Source organism: Pseudomonas sp. DCB_AW (assembly GCF_026240895.1).
GTDB classification, from domain to species: Bacteria; Pseudomonadota; Gammaproteobacteria; order Pseudomonadales; family Pseudomonadaceae; genus Aquipseudomonas; species Aquipseudomonas kermanshahensis.
In genome coordinates this window covers 70196-89615 of sequence record NZ_JAPFCE010000019.1, presented here as the reverse complement: position 1 = coordinate 89615, position 19420 = coordinate 70196, and the positions used below count along the sequence as shown (strand labels likewise).

The following is a 19420-nucleotide window of genomic DNA, read 5'->3' as shown; positions in this document are numbered from 1 at the left end:
AGCCCGCTCCCACAGGTATGGACCATGTGGGAGCGGGCTTGCCCGCGAAGAGGCCGGTGCAGGCACAGCAAATACCTCAGGCCCGCCACAGGTACCAGGCCGCCACGGTCCGGAACGGGCGCCAGCCACCGCCCAGCGAGCGCATCTGCGCCGGCGTCGGTGCTTTCTCCAGCCCCTTGAGCCGACGATACCCCTCACGCACCGCGAAGTCGTCGACCGGCAGAATGTCCGAACGCTCAAGGCAATAGATCAGCAACATCTCCACCGTCCAGCGCCCTACCCCGCGCAAGGCCACCAGGCGCTCGATCAACGCGTCATCGGGCATGGCCAGCGCCTCCTCGCGGCTGGGCACCACACCCGCTAGGCGGGCCTGGGCAATGCCCTGAACCGTGGCTGCCTTGCTCGCCGAAAAGCCGCACGCACGCATCGCCTCTGGCGTTACGGCCAGCAATTGCTGCGGTGCGGGAAAGCCGCCTTCAGGGAACAGCGCCAACAGCCGGCCCAAAATCGACTCGGCAGCGCGTGCATGCAACTGCTGGTAGGCAATCGCCCGTACCAGCGCCTCATAAGGCTCGCGTCCCGGCGTCGCCTGGTGCAGGCACGGCCCGATCGCTGCGATATGCCGTGCCCAGTCCGGGTCCGAGTCGGCCAGGTAGCGGGCAGCTTCCCGGTAGGCTTCGGGCGAAAGGTCAGCCAGGATCATAGCGGCTCCAACACGTCGACTAGAGGCCAAGCTTAGCCCAACCGCTCATCGGCGAAACGCCGGATCTTGCGCGGCTAATTCCTGGCATACCATTGCTCTGCGGCGCGTTACCCGCATAGAATTGAGAACTATTCACAATCGCGCATGCTCACGGGATCAGGCCTTCGATACGATGCAGATCAACGACACACTCAAGCCCACCGAGGTCGCTCTGCTCTATCAGTCCCACCACGCCTGGCTAAGTAGCTGGCTGCGCAGCCGGGTCGGGTGCCATGAGCATGCCGCCGACCTGGCCCAGGATACCTTCGTCCGGGTGTTGCGTGCCCGTCAGGCCTCACCGCTCAAGGAGCCCCGCGCCTACCTCAGCGCCATCGCCCGGGGGCTGATGATCGACCAGTTCCGCCGCCGCGCCCTGGAGCGGGCCTATCAGGAAAGCCTGGCCCACCTGCCTGAAGCCGAAGTGCCCAGCGAGGAACACCGGCTGGTCATCCTCGATACGCTGGAACGCCTCGACCGTGCCCTGCAGGCGTTGAAGCCGCGGGTGCGGCAGGCCTTTCTGCTGGCCCAGATCGACGGGCTGAGCATCGCGCAGATCGCCCAGCAGCTGGATGTCTCCCGCGCGACCATCGAGCGCGACTTGGCCAAGGGCCTGGGTGTCTGCTACCGGTTGCGCTATGTCGAACGCTGAGAACGCCCCCGCGCAAACCCAGGTCGACCAGGCCATCGACTGGCTGGTGAAACTGCGCTTCGACACCCCCAGCCCGCGTACCGAGCGGCAATTCCAGCAATGGCTGGCCAGCCACCCACAAAACCCTCAGGCCTGGCAGCGTGTCAGCAGCCTCAGCGACGAGCTGGCCGGGCTGCCCAAGGCACTGAGCCGACGCACCCTCGACGCCAGCCAGCGCCAGCACAGCAGCCGCCGGGACCACCTCAAACTGCTGGCGCTGTTGGCCGTTGGCGGCAGCCTGGGCTGGGCCGCGCGCGCGCCCTTGGGCCTGCCGCAGCTACTGGCCGACAGCAGCACCGCGGCGGGCGAACGTCGGCAATTGCAAGGCAGTGATGGCAGCCGTATCCAGCTCAACACCGCCAGTGCCATCGACCTGCACTACAGCAGCGAACAACGACTGCTCGAACTGATACGGGGCGAGGTTAGCCTGGACGCCAACGCCAACGACAGCCGCCCTTTCCGCATCGATACCCGTGTCGGCACCTTGGGCACACTCGACGGCCAACTGCTGCTGCGCGAAAACGACAATGGCTTGTTGGTGGCCGTACGCCGTGGCGAGGTCACACTGTTCCCCGCGTCGCCTTCAGCGCGGTTGGTACAGGCTGGCGAAACCTTGCAGGTGCAGGCTAACGGAAGCTTGCAGGCCGTGAGCCTGCGCAGCGACCCGTGGGGCTGGACCGACGGCGTGCTCAGCGTGCAGCAGATGCCGCTGGGCGAATTCGCGGCCGAGCTGGCCCGCTACCGCCCGGGCCTGCTGCGCTGCGCCGACGAAGTGGCACACCTCAAAGTCTCCGGCACCTACCAGCTGGCCGATACCGGGCAGATTCTGCAATTGCTCACGCGCAGCCTGCCGGTGCGGGTCGAGTACCGCACACGCTATTGGGTGAGCATCGACGCCGCCTGAACCCCGCGTGGTCAGTCCGCCACCGCGCGCAGGCGCCCTGCCCGCCGGTACGACTGCCGGGCAAAACAGACGAACAACCCTGCCATGATCGCCAGCGCCATCGGCAACCCGTGCGGTGCCACATCCATCGCCGCGCCACTGACCAGCGGCCCGATCAGGCTGCCCACACCCCACAGCAAGCCGACGCTGGCATTGGCCGTGACCAGGTCCTGCCCTTTGAAGCGCTGCCCAATCAGCACCAGCGCCAAGGTGTAGATGCCCCCCGCCACTGCGCCCAGCACCACCAGCAGCGGCCACAGCAACCAGGTCATCTGCAGCAGCCACGGCAGGCCGATGCCGATCAGCATCGCCACCAGGCCGCACACCAGGTGCAGCCCGGTGCGCTCGACCCGGTCGGCCAACCAGCCCAAAGGCAGCTGGAACAGCATGTCGCCAGCAAACACCACCGTCACCATCAGCGCCGCCACACCCACGGCAAAGCCGTGGCTGGTGGCGTACACCGGCAACAGCGACAGCACCACGGCGTCGAAGAAGGAGAAGAACAGCACCGCCACGCACAAGGCCGGCGCCACGCGGAAGAACCCGGCCAGGCCGAAGCTTTTTTCGCCTTCTTCATGCTCGACGTAGTCGTTGGGCACGGTCAGCACGATGCACAGCAGCGCCAGGCCATAGCAGGCGGTGACCACGCCGGTGATCCATGGGCTGTCGGCGCCCAGCACGGCCAGCATTGCCGGGCCGAGTACCTGGAAGCCGGTAAAGCTGGTGGCGTACAGGGCCATGATTTTGCCGCGGTTGTGCTCGGGGCACAGCTCGTTGACCCAGGACTCGCCGAGAATGATGGCGATACCCATGCCGATGCCCAGGCCCAAGCGCAGCAACGCCAGCAACCAGATCGAGTCGAAAGCCGACTCCAGCAAGGCGATGCTGACGGTGCACAGGCTGAAGCACAGTAAGTAGATGGTGCGCCGGGTCAGGCGCCGGCAGCAGGCGTCGACCATGAATGCCGAAAGCATCATCCCGGCTGCCGGGATGGCCGAAATAATGCCGATTTCCAGCGTGCCTGCGCCGGCCTCATGCAGGCGCAACGACACCAACGGCAGGCTGGCCCCAAGGCTAAAGCCCACCACCGACACGGCGAACAACAGGCCCGCCAGCAAACGCATGTTCATTTACCACTCCTTGCAAACCGAAAAGACGAGCAAACACGAGCGCGCACGCCGGGACGGCGGACGACGCAAAAGCGCGGATCAGTTCAGGGCAAGGTGTGGCGAGAAGGTGAAGGCAAACAGCACGCTGCGCCGACGCTTGAGCACCGTGTCGCTCGGCCACGCACGACGCAGGGCCTGGAGTGCAGGCTGGCGAGCAGGTGGGAGGGACGGGTTACGGCGCATTGCTTTGACTACGCAGGTTGGAGAAAAGAGGCGGCACTCTAGGCTAACGGTGGTCGGGCCGTCAATCGTCAGGGGGCCGCCGCACGACCTATTCTGGCCGGTCCTGTGCTCGGCAAGGCGGCTCCTTGTAGGAGCGGCCTTGCGTCGCGATTGGGCTGCGCGGCAGCCCCTTACAGGCTCAACGCTTGCTGGTAGACGGCAGGAACACCGCCAACAACCCGAACAACGGCAGGAACGAGCACACGCCATACACGTACTCGATACCGCGCAAGTCCGCGACATACCCCAGCAGCGCCGCGCCAATGCCGCCGAAGCCGAACATAAGCCCGAAGAAGATCCCGGCAATCATGCCCACGCTGCCCGGCACCAGCTCCTGCGCATACACCACGATGGCCGAAAACGCCGAGGCCAGGATGAAGCCGATCACCACGCTCAGCACGGTGGTCCAGAACAGGTCGGCATACGGCAGCGCCAGGGTGAACGGTGTCACGCCCAGAATGGAGAACCAGATCACCGCTTTGCGCCCGATACGGTCACCGATCGGCCCGCCGAAGAAGGTACCGGCCGCCACCGCGCCCAGGAACAGGAACAGGTGCAGCTGCGAGCTGGCCACCGAGACGTCGAACTTTTCGATCAGGTAGAAGGTGAAGTAGCTCGTGAAGCTGGCCATGTAGAAGTACTTCGAGAACACCAACAGGCCTAGCACGATCAGCGCCGCGATCACCCGCTTGCGCGAGATGCCATGGGTGGCCTGCACCGCCTTGCGGGCCTTGGCCTGGTTGAGGTGCTCCTTGTACCAGCTACGCAGCATCAGGGTCACGGCGAAGAAGAACAGCCCCGCCAGGCCAAACCAGGCCACGTGCGTTTGCCCGAACGGGATGACGATCGCCGCCGCCAGCAGTGGCCCCAGCGCCGAGCCGGTGTTGCCGCCTACCTGGAAGGTCGATTGGGCCAGACCAAAACGCCCGCCCGAGGCCAACCGCGCGATGCGCGAGGTTTCTGGGTGGAAGGTGGATGAACCAATGCCCACCAGCGCCGAGGCCAGCAGAATCATCGGGAAGCTGCCGACAAAGGCCAGCATGACGATCCCCACCAGCGTGCACAGGGTGCCCATCGGCAGCAGGTTGGGTGCGGGCCGGCGGTCGGTAAAGAAGCCGACCCAAGGCTGAAGCAGCGAGGCGGTTATCTGGAATGTCAGGGTGATCATGCCGATCTGGGCGAAGCTCAGGTCGTAGTTGGCCTTGAGCATCGGGTAGATCGCCGGCAGCACCGACTGGATCAGGTCATTGATCAAGTGCGCCAGGGCGCAGAAGCCGATGATGCGCATCACCAACGGGTTGGCAGGGTTCGCCGCTGCGCTGGTGGACGCCGTGGAGGTGCTACTGATGGCCATGTGCCTGAATCTCCGTCCGCAGGTTTGGGATCCGATTATCGGGAAACAAATAGATACATAGCTACCTTTTTTATCCCTCCGTCGAAACGTACTTGTAAATGGTTCTCAATATAATTAGCATCCTCGACTCATTCCCCTGTCATCGTTGGGCGAAACGGCCCCTATCGTGAGCAGACCGATCCCATGAGCCCGATGCCCGCCAAGCAACTCCAGTCCGACCCTCAGCAGGAAGCCCTGGAGTGGTTTTCCCGTTTGCGTCAGCCCGGCTGTGACGAAGGCGAACGCCAGGTGTTTGCCGCCTGGTGCCAGGCGCCGCAGAACGCCCAAGCCTACGCTGAACTGGAAACCTTCTGGCAACAGCTGCAACCGCCACCGGCACGGCCCCGACCGCGGCAGATAAACACGCGCCGCAGCCACCTGGGCAAATGGCTGGCGCTACTGTTTTTGCTGGTGCTGGGCGCTTTGGCCTACTTGTACTGGCCACTGATGCAACGCCTGGGCAGCGAACTGCACACCGACGTGGGCGAACGCCGTAGCCTGCGCCTGCCCGACGGCTCGACCCTGCACCTGGACAGCGCCAGCGCGATGAACGTCGACCTGCGTGGCCGTACCCGCCAGTTGCACCTGGTACAAGGCCAGGTCTATCTGGAGGTCCTGCTCGACGGCCGGGCCATGGAGGTAGAAGTGGGCGAGGCGCGCATCCAGGTATTTGGTACCCGCCTGCAAATCGCGCGCTATGCGCACCACGACGAGCTGGTGGTGCTCAGTGGCAAGGCCATGGTTGTGCAGGCCGGCGAGCAGCGCCTGGTCTCGGCGGGCGAACGGGTGAGCTTCGACGGCACACGGATCGACACTGTGCAAAAAACCGATCTGAAAACTGCCGACAGCTGGCGCAGCGGCCGCCTGCGCGCCACCGATATGCCGCTTGGGCAGGTGCTGGAACGCTTGGCCGGTTACCAGGGCGAACGCCTGTGGATACTCGACGATCACACCGCCCATCGGCGCGTGAGCGGCGATTTCAACCTCGACCGCCCTGCCGAAAGCCTCGCCGCACTGGCCAGCGCCCAGCAATTGCAGCTGCACAGCATGCTCGGGCACTGGCTGATCGTTCGCTGAAGGCGGGCCTGGCGGCTAAGTTTTTGAAAGCGTGCAAATTTTTTTTGAAATGAGTGTTGACAGAGGGGCATCACAAGGGAATAATGCGCGCCATTGGCTACATAGCTCAGTTGGTTAGAGCATAGCATTCATAATGCTGGGGTCCGGGGTTCAAGTCCCTGTGTAGCCACCAAACATGATAAAGGGCTTACCGAAAGGTAGGCCCTTTTTCTTTGCCTGCAAAAAAGTTGCGGCGTCTCCGGCAACTGGCGGGCAACCCTCTTCCCGCTACCGATCCGCAGCTCGGCCAACGCCTAACCCAGTGCGATGCGCTAAACCCACACAGCTGTAAGCAACGCTAGCACTGCCACCAAGGCCAGCATTTTCATTGCCAGAGCCGTACGCGCGGCAGGCGCATGCTCGTGCAAATAGGTCTGGGTTTCCTGCATGCGCTTAAAGGCTTCGATGTGCTCTTCGTCTTGGGCCAGCCAGACACGAAAAGCCTTGCGCTCGCGGCCACTGGGCTGGCCATCGAGGCGCGCCAGCCATTCGACGGCTTCGTGTAGGATTTCGGGGCTCATAGCGGCGACCCGTTGAGGCATTGGCGCAACCACACCCGCAGCCACTGGTGACAGCCCCTGCACCAGTCATCCAGGCAGTCTGCGGCGGGAAATGGAGGTATTTTCATCGCGAGGCTTCGCAAATGGGAATGATTCTATTCTAAATCGCCACTACCCGACATGCAATCACCGGCTTAACGTAGGGTGGTATCGATCGCCGCCGATGCATGAATAGAAGAGGGTTGAAATTCAGTTCCACGTATAAACTTCCCCTTGCGAATGAGAATAGCATTAGCGTTATTCAGAGTTCTTTTCATCCTAACGTATTGCTGCGTAGTAACATCAGGATACAAATGTGAAAAATCATACTTCTTCCTATTATCAAATTTAGGCAGACCAACCCAAATCTTAAACATTTCATCCGTAATCACATTGGACCTCATCAAATTCTTATACGACTTACTGGCCTCGATATCACGAAACGATACAAAAACTTCACCATGCTTTTTGGTCATTACTCGATTATAGTCTCTCAAATTGGGACCTGTGCTCACTGTATGTGCATACTCAGTGCCCACCGTATATGCATACTCAATAACCGTTTTACTTATTTCAAGTAAATGCTCAGGCCCATTTTCACTGAGAAAGGCGTGGCTTTGCGCGATTTTAGGTCTTTTCGGACTCAACATATGCCCGGTTGGATCTGAATTATTTACAGGGTCGCCATTACAATAGGCGTAGGCGTTTAATCCGCCTATGGAAAACGGACTCAAGGAGTCCGGACTAGAAAAGCGCATCAAGCCGTTAATGAAAAGACGATAGCCATTACCCAGTAGATAGCCTGCTGGTAGGCGTGCCCTTGCTTCACCTGTGAAGCCTAAAGTGGCGTGCAGGTTTGCTTCCAAGCCATAAACGGTATACAGCCCCGCACGTCTTTTTTCAGATGAAAATTCAAGGAGCACTGAACGTTGTTCATCGCACGCCAACAACGTAGTCCGTGGAGCCTTACCACTTGATTTCAACGCCGTTAACATAACATTTGAACTCATTACTTCACCCTCGCAGCGACATATAAGAGTGGGCGCTCCCTGACCTTGACCCTTTACTACTGCTCAATTGCCTGTCAAAAGATTCTGTCTGATGCAATCACATCGCTACAACTGGCAGAAATACCAGGTGCCCTCCTAACCCTGTCAACGCACACTCGCCATTACAACTGCCAGACCAAGGCCGATCAGCGCCAGGCCAATCACTCGGTCCATCATGACTTGCCGCTCGATCATCGCCTTGCGCAATGCCGTGCTGGAGAAGAACACCGCCACCAGGCTGAACCACACCCAATGGGCAAACGACATGAACGCGCCGTAAGCGAAGTCCAGCGCCAGCGGGCTGCCCGGCTGCACCACCTGGGTGTAGGCGCTGATGACGAAGAGCATGGTCTTGGGGTTCAGGGCATTGGTTAAAAACCCCGTGCGCAGTGCCGCCCACAGGCTGGCGCCGGTGTTTTGGCCGATGCCGTCGAGGCGGATGCGCGTGGTGTTGGTCAGCGATTTGTAGCCGAGGTAGATCAGGTACCCAGCACCGACGACCTTCATGAACAGGAACAGGGATGGGCTCTGGCTGATGATCACGGCGATGCCCAGCACCGTATACAGCACATGCACCTGCACGCCCAAGGCGATCCCCACGGCAGCCGCCAGTCCGGCTTTACGGCCCTGTGCATAACTGCTGCGGGTGACCATCGCGAAGTCGGCCCCCGGGCTGATGACGGCAAGGATGGTAAACAGGGCGACGGCGATGAGTTCGGTCATTGGCGGGTCTCGATTGACGATGAAAATGCACAGACGCGCCGATTATCCTGGGCTTATGGGCCGCTAAAAATCGATTTATAGTGGCGGATATTTGATAGTTTTTCTCACAGAGGTGCAGTGCTTGTACTGGCCTCTTCGCGGGCAAGCCCGCTCCTACAGGTGCTGTGCACACTTCATGAGTGCGCGATCCTTGTGGGAGGGGCTTGCCCGCGAAGAGGCCGGAACAGGCACCACAAAACCATGAAACTGCCCCCTCTCAACGCCTTCCGCTACTTCGACATTGCTGCCGAAACCGAAAGCTTCGTGCGCGCCGCCGAGCGCCTGCATGTCACCCACGGCGCGGTCAGCCGGCAGGTACGGCTGCTTGAGGAAAGCCTCGGCATCGAACTGTTCGAACGCCGCAACCGGGCCATCTTCCTCACCGCCGCCGGCCGTGCGCTGCATGGCACCACCCAGGCCATGTTCGAACAGCTCGAAGGCGCCGTGCAGCGCCTGCAACAGCAGGAGCGCGACAACGTGCTGGTGCTCTCCTGCGAGCCCACCATCGCCATGCGCTGGCTGATCCCGCGCCTGCCGCGCTTCCACAGCTCCCACCCCGACCTGCAACTGCATCTGGTAGCCGCCGGTGGGCCGCTGGACTTCGCGCGCAGCGGCGTCGACCTGGCGCTGCGCCGCGATGACTTCCACTGGGACCGCCAACTGCATCACCGCAAGATCTGCGACGAATGGATCGGCCCAGTCTGCCGTCCCGTCGCCACCATCGGCCTGGACGGCCAGCGCTTGCTGCACAGCCGCACCCGGCCCAGCGCATGGCCCACCTGGCTGCGCTTGAGCGAACGACGGGCCGGGCACACCGAGCGCAGCGACTATGAGCATTTCTATTTGTCGATCCAGGCCGCCAGTGCGGGCCTGGGCCTGGCCATGGGGTCAGCCTTGATGGTGCGCGACGAGCTCGACAGCGGCCAACTGCAGGCCCCTTTCGGCTTCTTGCGCGACGGCTCTGCCTACCACCTGCTCAGCCCGCAGCCACTGGACGAGGGCGGCAAGCGCCAGCGCTTCGCCGAATGGGTGATCGACGAATGCCAGGCCTGCCTGGCTCACTTGGGTTTGATACAGAACGACGACCCGGCGCTGCCATCGCCACCCCAGGTGCGGTAGCCGGCCGTGTCGACATGGATACGACCTGACGGGTAGCGGCCCAGGCCCATGTTCCAGGCTTGGCCATGCTGTTGCCAGAAACGGCACAACGGGTTGGGGTCGGCCCAGGCCGGCAACAGCATATCGACGGCGAAGGCACGGGTGTGCGCGCTGTTGGAGGCGCCACCGGCGCAGACGTTCAGGCGCGGATCACGGTAGGCTGAAACCACCTCGAACTGGCGCAGGATGCCTTGATCGCCGAGGGTTTTGAGCAGCGACAGCGTCGAGCGCACCGCAGGCCATTGGCTGGCCGGCGGCACCGCAAACGGCGACGCCCGGCACAGCTTCCAGTCCGAGGCCGAGCGAAGCAGTTGGTGAATAGGCACCACCCCGTACAAGCGGGCGTCTACCAGCATCTCGCGGAACGGGCGAGTCTGATGATCGCCAGCCCATTGGGCGAACATCCATACGTCGCGGTCATCGGCCTGCGCCGCATTGACCGCCCACATCCCCGCCACCAGCAGTAGCCACTTCGTCCCTGTCATCCCTGTTCCCCTGCTGTGCGATATCACGCACTCTGTTTCAATTCATGTAAGCAGAAACGCAGGGCAACACACTTTCTTGGCATTTACGCCACGCGGTTTTGCATTCTCGGCCATCATGAGCCCACTACTCAGCCCCGTACGCGATTATTCAGTTCGTCGGCTGTTGGGGTGAAAAAACCGGCCTAGCGCCTAATGCTGTTCACTTAAGTTATCCATCGCCTGTATTGGGGCCGCAGAGCGGCCCCGGCATTCTTAAGTGAACAGCATTAGGCCTAGCGCCGGTTTTTTCGTTTTCAGGGTAATGAAAACCTTGCGTACTGCCTGCTTTCCATCAATTTCCAGATCCGTCCCAACAAAGAAGAAACCGGCAATCAAGCCTGATTACGGGTAGCTACGTGCGGCCTTCTACTCCAACGCCCGCAACCGATACTGCGGCGGCAGTTGGGCGAACCCGCTGATGGTGGTGTCCAGGCTCTTCCAACGCCCGTCCTTGATGCCGTAGATGCAGCCATGCACCGACAGCTCCTGCCCACGGTGCCAGGCGTTCTGCACGATGCTGGTGTGGGCCACGTTGGCGACCTGCTGGATCACGTTCAGCTCGCACAGGCGATCGACCTGCGCCTCTTCGGTTTCAAGCTTGGCCAGCTCACCGCGCTTTTCGTAGTACAAGTCGCGAATCGAACGCAGCCAGCCGTCGATCAAGCCTAGCTGGCGGTCCTGCATGGCGGCGCGCACGCCGCCGCAGCCGTAGTGGCCGGTGACCAGGATGTGTTTGACCTTGAGCACTTCGACGGCGTACTGGATCACCGACAGGCAGTTAAGGTCGGTGTGCAGCACGACGTTGGCGACATTGCGGTGGACGAACAGGTCGCCGGGCAGCATGCCGACGATCTCGTTGGCCGGCACACGCGCATCGGAGCAGCCGATCCAGAGGAATTCCGGGGTTTGCTGACGGGCCAGTTTGGCGAAGAAATCGGGGTCACGCTGGGTGATGGCATCGGCCCAGCGCGCATTGTTGTCGATCAGTTCCTGCAGGTCGTGCATGGTCTTGCCTCATCAGGTTGTACCTGTGTGACTGGACCTGCGCCTGAGGGGTCACTCCTCGAACAGGGTGCAGGCCATCACCAGGGCATCTTCACGGCCACCTGCGACCGGGTAGTAGTCGCGGCGGCGGCCGATTTCGTTGAACCCGTAGCTCGTACAACCGATAGGCCGACTGGTTGCTGGCGCGCACCTCCAGGAAGCACTCACGCTTCTTCCAGGCGTGCCTGAATGAACCCCTGGACAAAATCGCGTGCAGCGTCCTGGCCTTGGTCCATAAACGATAGATCGACAGATCTCAATCGACGCCACCTATTTGCTTTCTATCTGACAGCTTCATGACCGGATCGCAGGGCGTGAATGAACCTACATGGTTAGACCTGCCTTGCAGCATCTATCTGAGAAGATTACGCCAATGTGAATCGCGAATCGCATCAACAACTGAACCGATAGACCCGGAAACGTATTTCCTCACCTCGTCAGCTTGTAATGAGTTCGGATATTTCCGGGCAAACTCTTTGTTCGCACTACTCGCCGACAGATAACCGCGGATATCTAAATACTCTAGCGCCATAGCTCTATTAGCTGCACCCACACTATCATTAGAAAACACCCTCTGATCAGAATTCTCAATTCGAGCTATCATTTTGGTTCTTAACAGCTGCCACTCGACACCACCCCGCGGGTTTTGAATGAGACCTCCTTCTTGCTTCACGCGCTTTGACACCGCAGCCTTTACGGGGGGTGCAGCACGCTTAAGCGAAGCATGAGCCCCCTCCGAGCGTGGGCTAATCTCTATCCTTGGAAAATACTGTACCTGACTCTTTCTAAATAAACCCTCTGAATAATAATTACCCGCCCCTTTGAGCGTTGTGGGTGCTGTGGGTGCTGTGGGAGCTGTGGGTGCTGTAAGCGACGCCACCAAATCAAAGCGACTTGATGAGTTCACATAGTAGATCATGTGGCCACTAGGGTCCGTACGATTCACTGGGTCACCCCCGCAGTAAACATACGCATTCACACCTCCTCTACCAAACGGACTGAATTCATCAGGCGAGTTGAAGCGATGGGTAACAACGTCAAAAAAACGATAACCGTTCCCAAGAAAGTAACCGATTGGCAACAATGACTGCATCTGGCCTGCGAAGCCAATCAGCGACTCCATACCCCTCTGGAAGCCATAAGGTGAATAGGCTACCGATTTAGACCGTGTACCGGACTCACCTACCACAGAGCCCATGCCATCCGAAGCAAGCATCATCGTTTGCTGAAGATCATTGGCAACCTTTCGCTCGACAAGCCGCATACCCGCAGCCTGGATCAACGAACTGCAACGGCCTTCCTGCCAAACAGTGCGTACTGCATCCCCTTCATAAAAAAACCAAGCACCCGTGAAAGTCTTCATGGTCGTAATACTCAGAATTCCCATCCCAATGATTCAGAACGCGAAGCCCTTTGTATACTGGTAAAAATGCCAGGATCGCTTCTGGGATAACTCGGAAGCCGAGCGCAGCAACGGGTGAATCGGCACCACGCCATAGCATGCGCTAGAGGGCTGGCAGCCAGCGCATCAGCAAATGGACCGCACCTTCACTCTTCGAACAACGTACAAGCCATTACCAGCGCATCCTCGCGCCCGCCCGCCATGGGGTAGTAATCCCGCCGGCGGCCGATCTCGTTGAAGCCATAGCGCTCATACAACCGATAGGCCGACTGGTTGCTGGCGCGCACCTCGAGGAAGCACTCCCGGCCATTGAGCTGATACGCGCGCGCCATCAAGTGCTCGAGCAGACGCAGGCCCAGGCCACACCCCTGGTTCTCGGGTTTGACGGTGATGTTGAGCAGGTGCGCCTCGTCGATGATCACGTTGATCACGCCGTGGCCGACCTGCTGCTGGCCATCGAACATCAGCCACACTTCGTAGGACTTGAGCGCATCCTGAAAGATTCCGCGGGTCCAGGGATGACTGAACGCGGCATATTCGATCTTAAGCACGGCATCCAGATCCGCCTCGGTCATCGGGCGGAAACTGATCGATTCACTCATTCAACGCTCTTCCAGCGCGCCATCAGCTGGCGCATGGCTTTCCAGACGTCCGCCTTGCGCTGCGGCTCGTCCATCAACAGTTCAAGGCCCGGCAAGGCCCAGGCGTCGCCCAGGCCCTCGAGCTTCAGTACTTGGTAGTAGGTGTGCGCATCGGCATTGCCGGCGAAGCGCAGCGCGGGCAGGCCGATCAGCCACAAGCAGTTGCACGGGGCTTCTTCCAGGCGTGCCTGGATGAACCCCTGGACAAAATCGCGTGCAGCGTCCGGGCCCTGGTCCATGTTGCCGCGCACCAGCAACGGCCAGCGGACCGGCTCGCCGATGATCTGCGGGGCGTCGGGCAGACCGGCGGCGCGCAGCATGTCCTTGAGCAGCAGGTAGGACGGGTCGCGGCTCTGGAAGGGCTGGCCGGTGGCCAGTTCCACCAACAGCAGGCAACTGCCGGCGCGCAGCAACTGCAGCGAGAAGCGTGGCGGCGGCACCGGGGCTGGGCGCGGCGCGGGCGCTTCTGGCTCAGCTTCGGCTGGCTTGGCGGCGGGCTTTGCGGTGCTGCCGGGGCGCGGAATTTCGATTTTTGGGCGTTCGCCAGAGCGTGCCTGAGGGGCGGCTGGCGCCGGCTGGTTGGCCGCCGGTGCAGGCCTGACCTCGAAGTCGATGTCTTCGACCGGCGCCACCGGCAATAACAGTTCGGGGCGCGACGGTGCGGCGAACGGCAGTTCGGCGCGCGGCAGCCAGTGCACCACTTGCATGGCGGAGAGGTAGGCGCGGCGACGGGGTTCGGTCAGCACTGGGCGGGTATCCGGAGGGTTGAAACAATCGGGCATTCTAACGCGTAAGCCTTGGGTTTTGCAGTGTTGTTGAGACCGAGCGCCGCCCGCGCGGCGCTTCGCGGGGCAAGCCCGCTCCCACATTTGTTTCGGGCCAATCAATCCTAATCTATTAGCGCGCGGCCCCCTTGTTTGTCCCTTTCGATATCGTGTCGTGCACTAAGGGGTACGCGCGCCAATGGCACAGGCATGATTGGCCCGAAACAAATGTGGGAGCGGGCTTGTCCCGCGAAGCGCCGCGCGGGCGGCGCTCGATCTCACAGGCGCCAAAGCGCTCCCGCCATACCCCTAAAAAACAAAGGGACATCTCTCATTACAGACCAAGGGGTGAAATCCTCCCCCCTGGATGCAGTACAATCGCCCCCTTTTTCTTGGCAACGAGTCGAAGCCAATGATCGAACCCAAGCGCGTCCTGCGCGCCCTAGCCGAACACTGGGCCCTGATCGAGCCACTGTGCGAACGTTTCGACCAGGGCACCCTGAGCCTGGTTGAACTGCGCCAGCATGTGGCCCGCCAGCAGGTCGAAAGCACCCCGCAGGACATCACCCAGCTGCTCGACGTGTGGATCCGCCTGGATATCCTGGTCCCGGTGGCCAAGAGCCCGAACCGCTTCGAGCTCAACGCCCAGATCCACGACTTCCTCGCCTACCTGCGCCGTGAACACCGCTTGGGCCTGTGCCTGGAGATCGAAGCCTACCTGCGCCACCTGGAGCGCCTAGCCGGGCATATCCAGGACGCCTTCGACAACCGCGACAGCGACGACTTGGCGCGCCAGCTGCGCCTGCTCGACATGCGCGTGCGCGATGTGCTCAAAAAGCTCGACAACGACGAGCAGGCACTGGTGGCCGTGGCCGAACGGGCCAAGACCAGCAACCGGCAGATCCCGCTGCGCCAGCGCTACGCCGAAGTCCTCGCAACCTGGGACGAATACGTCGAGCCGATGATCCAGCTGGTCAACGCCGACGGCGCCTTCGAACAAGGCGTGCGCAAGGTCGAGACCGTGCTGCTGCGCCTGCTGGGCGAACAGGCGCGCCTCGGCCACCTGGTCGACGACGACATGCTGCTGCGCACCCACGCGCGCATTCTGGAAATGCAAACCAGCGCCCAGCTGACCCTGCGCCACGCCCGTGAATTGCTGCTGCCCCTGCGCGAAGAAGCGCGCCGGCACAACGCCGTGACCCGTGGCGCTGCGTTGGCCCTGTCGGTGATCCGCCGCAAGGGCATCGATGCCGTGCCGCAAGCGGCCATGCCGATGTTCACCCGGCCGCAGAGCACCTTCCTCGGCAGTGCCAGCCAGGTCGAGGCTTATGTTTACGCCCTGGCCCGTTTCGAGCCCAAGCCTGCGCGCTTCCCCAAGGCGCACAAGACCGACAAGGACCCGCTGCCGCGCGCGCCACGTACGGTCAAGGAAATGCTTGAACGCTGCGAGCAGGCCCTGCCGCTGCCCGACCTGATGGTTTGGCTGCTGGACCAGGAGCCCGAAGGCGCCACCGACGAACTGCTGTACTGGTTCTCGCGCCTGTCCCGAGAAAAGCGCTTCAAGCGCGAGCGCCTCGAGCGCCGCGACTACACCACCCACGAACACCTGGTCAGCCTGCGCTCGTTCGCCCTGACGTCCAGCCGTGAAGACGTCGCCCGAACGACTGCCGAATCCAACGCGAGCCCAGCCAATGCATCTTGATCTTTCCGAACTGTCCCAGCTCGCACCGATCTTCCGCGAGCTGTTCAAAGGTTTCCACGTCAGCCGCCGTGACCCGGAGCTGTACGCTCAGCTGTCGAACTTCCAGGACCAGTACCGCACCCTGTTCAAGGCCTTGGGCTTCGAGCTGGTGTGCGACACCCGTGGCTTCTATTACTTCGTGCCCGAGCTTGCCGCCGCGCAGGTCAACAAGACAGCCCAGCGCCTGTCGTTGTTCACCTTCATCCTGGTCGAGCACCTGGCCGACCAGGGCCGCGACCCGATGGCCGTGCTCGACGGCGGCAGCATCGGCCGCGACGAGCTGCCCTCGCTGCTGGACAAGTACCGCGACCTGTTCCTGCAGGCCGAGGTGCAAACCGTTGAAGAGCTCGAAGAGAAAATCCTCCGGCGCATGACCCAGCTCGGCTTCGCCCACGAGGAAGGCGGCATCTACCGCTTCCTGCCGCCGATGCACCGCTTCCTCGATGTGTGCCTGTCGGTCCAGCAGGACCGCGACCTGGCGGCCACCCTGCACAGCGACCTGCCCTTGCCGACACCGGTACTGGTCGAGGAGGAAAGCCCGGAACAACTCAACCGTACCGACGACCCACTCGACCTGTCGCCGTTCGAAGGCGACGAGAGCGAAGAGGACGCCCTGGCCCGGGCCATCCGCGAAGAGCAACAGGAGATTGACGCATGAGCCAGGAACGCTACGGCATCCGCCGCTTTGCATTGCTCAACACCGCCGGTTACAGCCTCGGCCTGTTCCCGCTGGAACACCCGCTGTCGGTGTACGGCGCCAACAACCTGGGTAAATCGGCGTCGATCAACGCCCTGCAGTTCCCGATTTTGGCGCGCATGTCTGACATGAGCTTCGGCAAGTACAGCCTGGAGCAGTCGCGTCGTTTCTACTTCGCCAGCGATACCTCGTACATTCTCTGCGAACTGAACCTGCCCCACGGCCCGCACGTGATCGGTGTGGTCGGCCGCGGCCCGGGTGGCGGTTTCGGCCACCAGTTCTTCGCCTACAAAGGCGAGCTGGACCTGGCCCACTACCAGAAGAACGACACCTGCCTGCGCCAGAAGGAGCTGTTCACCAACCTGGAGCGCCTGGGCCTGAAGGCCTACGAGCTCAAGCCCGATGAACTGCGCCGGCTGCTGGTCGGCGGCCACACCTCGGTGCCGCTGGACCTGACCATGATCCCGCTGCGCTCGACCAGCGAGCAAAGCCTGAAAACCTTCCGCGCGCTGTTCATCAACCTGCTGCACATGCGCGAAATTACCGCCGCCAAGCTCAAGCAGCTGTTCCTCGATGCCTTCGAGCACAGCCTGCGCTCGGGCAGCGTCGACTATATCGCAGCCTGTGAAGAAGCCTTCCGCGATGTGCGCCGCATGGAGCAGGACTACAACGCCCTGGTCGCCGCCGGCCCACTGGTCGAAGCCCTGGCCGGTGGCGTGGCCCAACGCGACATCCTGCGCGGCAAGCTGCACCGCCTTTCGCCGCTGCTCGACAACCTGCTGGGCACTTGGCAGGAATACGCCATGGCGCGCAAGGAAGAGCTGGTCATCCAGTCCGAGCACTACCGCGGCGAACAGGACCGGTTGCAGAACGACCAACGTGGCGGCACTCAGGAGCTGATGCGCCTGGAACGTGAAATCAGCGGCATCCAGCGCTGGCTTGGCGAGCTGTCAGTGCTCAAGCACCGCTTCGCCCTGGTCGATGACGTCAAGGTGCTGGAGCAGCAGTTGCTGGCCGCCAAAGACGCCCACGACGAACTGGCCGGCGCGCTGGCCCAATCGCGGCAGTTCTCGGCCGAAGACCTGGACGAGCGCGTACGCGACCTGGAAAAACGCCTCAAGCAGGTTCGCCAGCAGCTCGACCACGCCGACAACAACAGCTACGCCCGCCTGCGCGAAGAGTTCTCGCAGCAGGATGTCGACCGCCTCATGCGCCTGTTCAACGGCGCCCTGTTCAGCCTGCCGCTGGGCGAGCGCGGTATCGAATTGGACGACAGCGACCTGTGGGTAAAATCGCTGGAAGCCGTGCTCGACGGGTTCAAGGGCGAGCGTTTCGAAGCGCCCGGCCTGTCCATCGACCTGTCGCACATCGACCCACCGGCCCTGCAGGCCCTGGCCGACCGCGCCGCCCTTCGCGACCAAAAAGAGCGCCTGGAAAAAGAACTCAAGCAGCTCAAGACCCAGCAGGCCGTAGCCGCCGACCGCTCCGCCTCCAAGGCGCAGACCGAAACCCTGTACCAAGCGGTACTGGACGCGCAAAAAGCCTTGGAAGACTTCCGCCGCAGCGAAACCCTGGCCGCCGAAGAGCCCGAGAAACTGGAGCAGCTGTCGCAACTGGAAGCCGCCCAGGACGAGCTCAAGCGCTCCAGCGACGCCTTCACCGAACGCGTCCAGCAACTGTCGGCCAAGCTGCAACTGGTCGGCCGGCAGATCGGCGACCTCGAGTCCAAGCAACGCACCCTGGAAGACGCCCTGCGCCGCCGCCAGCTGTTGCCGGCCGACCTGCCCTACGGCACGCCGTTCATGGAAGCGATCGACGACTCCATGGACAACCTGCTGCCGATGCTCAATGACTACCAGGACAGCTGGCAGGGCCTGCAGCGGGTGGATAACCAGATCGAGGCGCTGTACGCCCAGGTGCGCCTCAAGGGCGTGGCCAAGTTCGACAGCGAAGACGACATGGAGCGCCGCCTGCAACTGTTGGTCAACGCCTATGCGCATCGTACCGACGAGGCTCTGACCCTGGCCAAGGCACGCCGCGCGGCCGTCACCGACATCGCCCGGACCCTGCGCAACATCCGCAGCGACTACGACAGCCTCGAGCACCAACTGGCCCTGTTCAACCGCGAGATCAACAAGCGCCAGGTGTCCAACCTGGAGAGCTTCCGCGTGGTGCTGGCGCCGAACAAAGAGGCGCTCAAGCACATCGACCAGATCATCCACAGCGCCGGCCAGTACGAGGAAGGCGAGACCCTGTCGGTGTTCGACCTGACCCAAAGCTCGGACCAGGACCACAAGAACGAAGAAGCCAAGGAGTACCTGGCACGGCTGGTGGCGGCCAACCACAACCAGTTGGGCCTCAAGGACCTGTTCGAACTGGCGTTCGAGATCACCAAGGTCAATGGCCAGCCGGTGATCCACGCCGACATCGACGGCGCCGCGTCCAACGGCACCACCATGACCATCAAGGCGCTGACCAACATGTACTTGTTGCTGCACCTGATGGACCGCGACCTGGCCGGGCGCATTCGCTTGCCGTACTACCTCGACGAGGCGGCAGACATCGACGAACGCAACCAGGCGGCACTGCTGGAGACCAGCTTGCAGCTGGGCTTCGTGCCGATTCTGGCGAGTGTGAAGCCGCAGGTGTCGGCCAAGGTGGCGATCGACCTGGAAGGTGGCAGCGGGCCGAATGGCATCTACATCGACGAGGCGGACTGGAAGTTCATCAGCCGGCTGGATGAGGTGAAGGCGGATGTGCGCGAGGATCAGGCTGAGGCGTTGGCCTGATTGTTGTGAACGGGGGCCGCTTTGCGGCCCTTTCGCA

At 62.0% G+C, this 19420-nt stretch carries 19 protein-coding genes, 1 tRNA gene and 1 pseudogene; 8 read left to right on the top strand and 13 right to left on the bottom strand.

From position 1 onward, the window contains the following. Positions 1 to 76 precede the first annotated feature (76 nt). Entirely contained in the window at positions 77 to 703 is a 627-nt protein-coding gene (locus OO306_RS13590; protein ID WP_265969013.1) for a DNA-3-methyladenine glycosylase, read from the bottom strand. A 172-nt stretch (positions 704 to 875) separates the two neighbouring features. Between OO306_RS13590 and OO306_RS13585 the strand changes: the two genes are divergently transcribed. Then, on the top strand, positions 876 to 1391 hold the full coding sequence (locus OO306_RS13585) for a sigma-70 family RNA polymerase sigma factor (RefSeq protein ID WP_265969012.1): 516 nt from the start codon (positions 876 to 878) through the stop codon (positions 1389 to 1391). Continuing rightward, entirely contained in the window at positions 1378 to 2334 is a 957-nt protein-coding gene (locus OO306_RS13580; protein ID WP_265969010.1) for a FecR domain-containing protein, read from the top strand. Before OO306_RS13585 ends, OO306_RS13580 begins: the two co-directional genes overlap by 14 nt. A gap of 11 nt (positions 2335 to 2345) precedes the next feature. Here the strand turns inward: OO306_RS13580 and OO306_RS13575 are convergent, their stop codons facing one another. From OO306_RS13575 to OO306_RS13565, 3 genes are all read right to left on the bottom strand, one after another. Continuing rightward, positions 2346 to 3503 (bottom strand): MFS transporter, encoded by a 1158-nt coding sequence (locus OO306_RS13575; RefSeq protein ID WP_027594504.1) that lies wholly within the window; start codon positions 3501 to 3503, stop codon positions 2346 to 2348. A gap of 78 nt (positions 3504 to 3581) precedes the next feature. Then, the gene (locus OO306_RS13570) at positions 3582 to 3725 is read right to left on the bottom strand and encodes a hypothetical protein (RefSeq protein ID WP_238217442.1); all 144 of its coding nucleotides are present in this window, start codon (positions 3723 to 3725) and stop codon (positions 3582 to 3584) included. A 178-nt stretch (positions 3726 to 3903) separates the two neighbouring features. After that, entirely contained in the window at positions 3904 to 5118 is a 1215-nt protein-coding gene (locus tag OO306_RS13565) for an MFS transporter (RefSeq protein WP_265969007.1), read from the bottom strand. 192 nt (positions 5119 to 5310) lie between these two features. Here OO306_RS13565 and OO306_RS13560 point away from each other — a divergent pair, with 192 nt between their 5' ends. Both OO306_RS13560 and OO306_RS13555 read left to right on the top strand, forming a co-directional pair. Beyond that, positions 5311 to 6234 (top strand): FecR domain-containing protein, encoded by a 924-nt coding sequence (locus OO306_RS13560; RefSeq protein WP_265969016.1) that lies wholly within the window; start codon positions 5311 to 5313, stop codon positions 6232 to 6234. A 95-nt stretch (positions 6235 to 6329) separates the two neighbouring features. Next, positions 6330 to 6406: transfer RNA gene (locus OO306_RS13555), tRNA-Met, on the top strand. Positions 6407 to 6545: 139 nt separating this feature from the next. On the opposite strand, the gene OO306_RS13550 is transcribed toward OO306_RS13555, so the two are convergent. The 3 genes from OO306_RS13550 to OO306_RS13540 all read right to left on the bottom strand — a co-directional run bounded on the left by OO306_RS13550 (position 6546) and on the right by OO306_RS13540 (position 8584). Further along, positions 6546 to 6794: a DUF4880 domain-containing protein gene (locus tag OO306_RS13550; protein WP_265969006.1), complete on the bottom strand. Its 249-nt coding sequence runs from the start codon at positions 6792 to 6794 to the stop codon at positions 6546 to 6548. Positions 6795 to 6967: 173 nt separating this feature from the next. Further along, positions 6968 to 7822 carry an RHS repeat-associated core domain-containing protein gene (locus tag OO306_RS13545; protein WP_265969004.1) on the bottom strand — a complete coding sequence of 285 codons (855 nt, stop codon included), beginning with the start codon at positions 7820 to 7822 and terminating at the stop codon, positions 6968 to 6970. A gap of 144 nt (positions 7823 to 7966) precedes the next feature. Further along, on the bottom strand, positions 7967 to 8584 hold the full coding sequence (locus tag OO306_RS13540; RefSeq protein ID WP_265969003.1) for a LysE family translocator: 618 nt from the start codon (positions 8582 to 8584) through the stop codon (positions 7967 to 7969). A 240-nt stretch (positions 8585 to 8824) separates the two neighbouring features. On the opposite strand from OO306_RS13540, the gene OO306_RS13535 reads away from it, so the two are divergent. Further along, the gene (locus tag OO306_RS13535; protein ID WP_265969001.1) at positions 8825 to 9742 is read left to right on the top strand and encodes a LysR substrate-binding domain-containing protein; all 918 of its coding nucleotides are present in this window, start codon (positions 8825 to 8827) and stop codon (positions 9740 to 9742) included. Here OO306_RS13535 and OO306_RS13530 read toward each other — a convergent pair. The 6 genes and pseudogenes from OO306_RS13530 to OO306_RS13505 all read right to left on the bottom strand — a co-directional run bounded on the left by OO306_RS13530 (position 9682) and on the right by OO306_RS13505 (position 14138). Continuing rightward, a complete protein-coding gene (locus tag OO306_RS13530) occupies positions 9682 to 10266 on the bottom strand; it encodes a D-Ala-D-Ala carboxypeptidase family metallohydrolase (RefSeq protein WP_265969000.1) in 585 nt (194 codons plus the stop codon). The two genes, OO306_RS13535 and OO306_RS13530, sit on opposite strands and share 61 nt — an antisense overlap. Before the next feature lie 405 nt (positions 10267 to 10671). Next, a complete protein-coding gene (can, locus tag OO306_RS13525) occupies positions 10672 to 11310 on the bottom strand; it encodes a carbonate dehydratase (RefSeq protein ID WP_033701363.1) in 639 nt (212 codons plus the stop codon). A 51-nt stretch (positions 11311 to 11361) separates the two neighbouring features. Further along, positions 11362 to 11518, bottom strand: a pseudogene (locus OO306_RS13520) (ribosomal-protein-alanine N-acetyltransferase); the annotation flags it as partial. A gap of 183 nt (positions 11519 to 11701) precedes the next feature. Then, positions 11702 to 12712, bottom strand: a complete 1011-nt coding sequence (locus OO306_RS13515; RefSeq protein ID WP_265968998.1) for an RHS repeat-associated core domain-containing protein — start codon at positions 12710 to 12712, stop codon at positions 11702 to 11704. 185 nt (positions 12713 to 12897) lie between these two features. Then, on the bottom strand, positions 12898 to 13353 hold the full coding sequence (rimI, locus tag OO306_RS13510; RefSeq protein ID WP_027594512.1) for a ribosomal protein S18-alanine N-acetyltransferase: 456 nt from the start codon (positions 13351 to 13353) through the stop codon (positions 12898 to 12900). Beyond that, the gene (locus OO306_RS13505) at positions 13350 to 14138 is read right to left on the bottom strand and encodes an energy transducer TonB (protein WP_085274312.1); all 789 of its coding nucleotides are present in this window, start codon (positions 14136 to 14138) and stop codon (positions 13350 to 13352) included. Before OO306_RS13505 ends, rimI begins: the two co-directional genes overlap by 4 nt. Positions 14139 to 14568: 430 nt before the next feature. On the opposite strand from OO306_RS13505, the gene mksB reads away from it, so the two are divergent. The 3 genes from mksB to mksF are packed head-to-tail and all read left to right on the top strand — an operon-like array spanning position 14569 to position 19383. Further along, entirely contained in the window at positions 14569 to 15858 is a 1290-nt protein-coding gene (gene mksB, locus OO306_RS13500; protein WP_027594514.1) for an Mks condensin complex protein MksB, read from the top strand. Further along, a complete protein-coding gene (mksE, locus tag OO306_RS13495; RefSeq protein ID WP_099428293.1) occupies positions 15848 to 16555 on the top strand; it encodes an Mks condensin complex protein MksE in 708 nt (235 codons plus the stop codon). The genes mksB and mksE overlap by 11 nt, the downstream gene beginning before the upstream one ends. Beyond that, positions 16552 to 19383 carry an Mks condensin complex protein MksF gene (gene mksF / locus OO306_RS13490; protein WP_265968994.1) on the top strand — a complete coding sequence of 944 codons (2832 nt, stop codon included), beginning with the start codon at positions 16552 to 16554 and terminating at the stop codon, positions 19381 to 19383. Before mksE ends, mksF begins: the two co-directional genes overlap by 4 nt. The last annotated feature ends 37 nt before the right edge of the window (positions 19384 to 19420 follow it).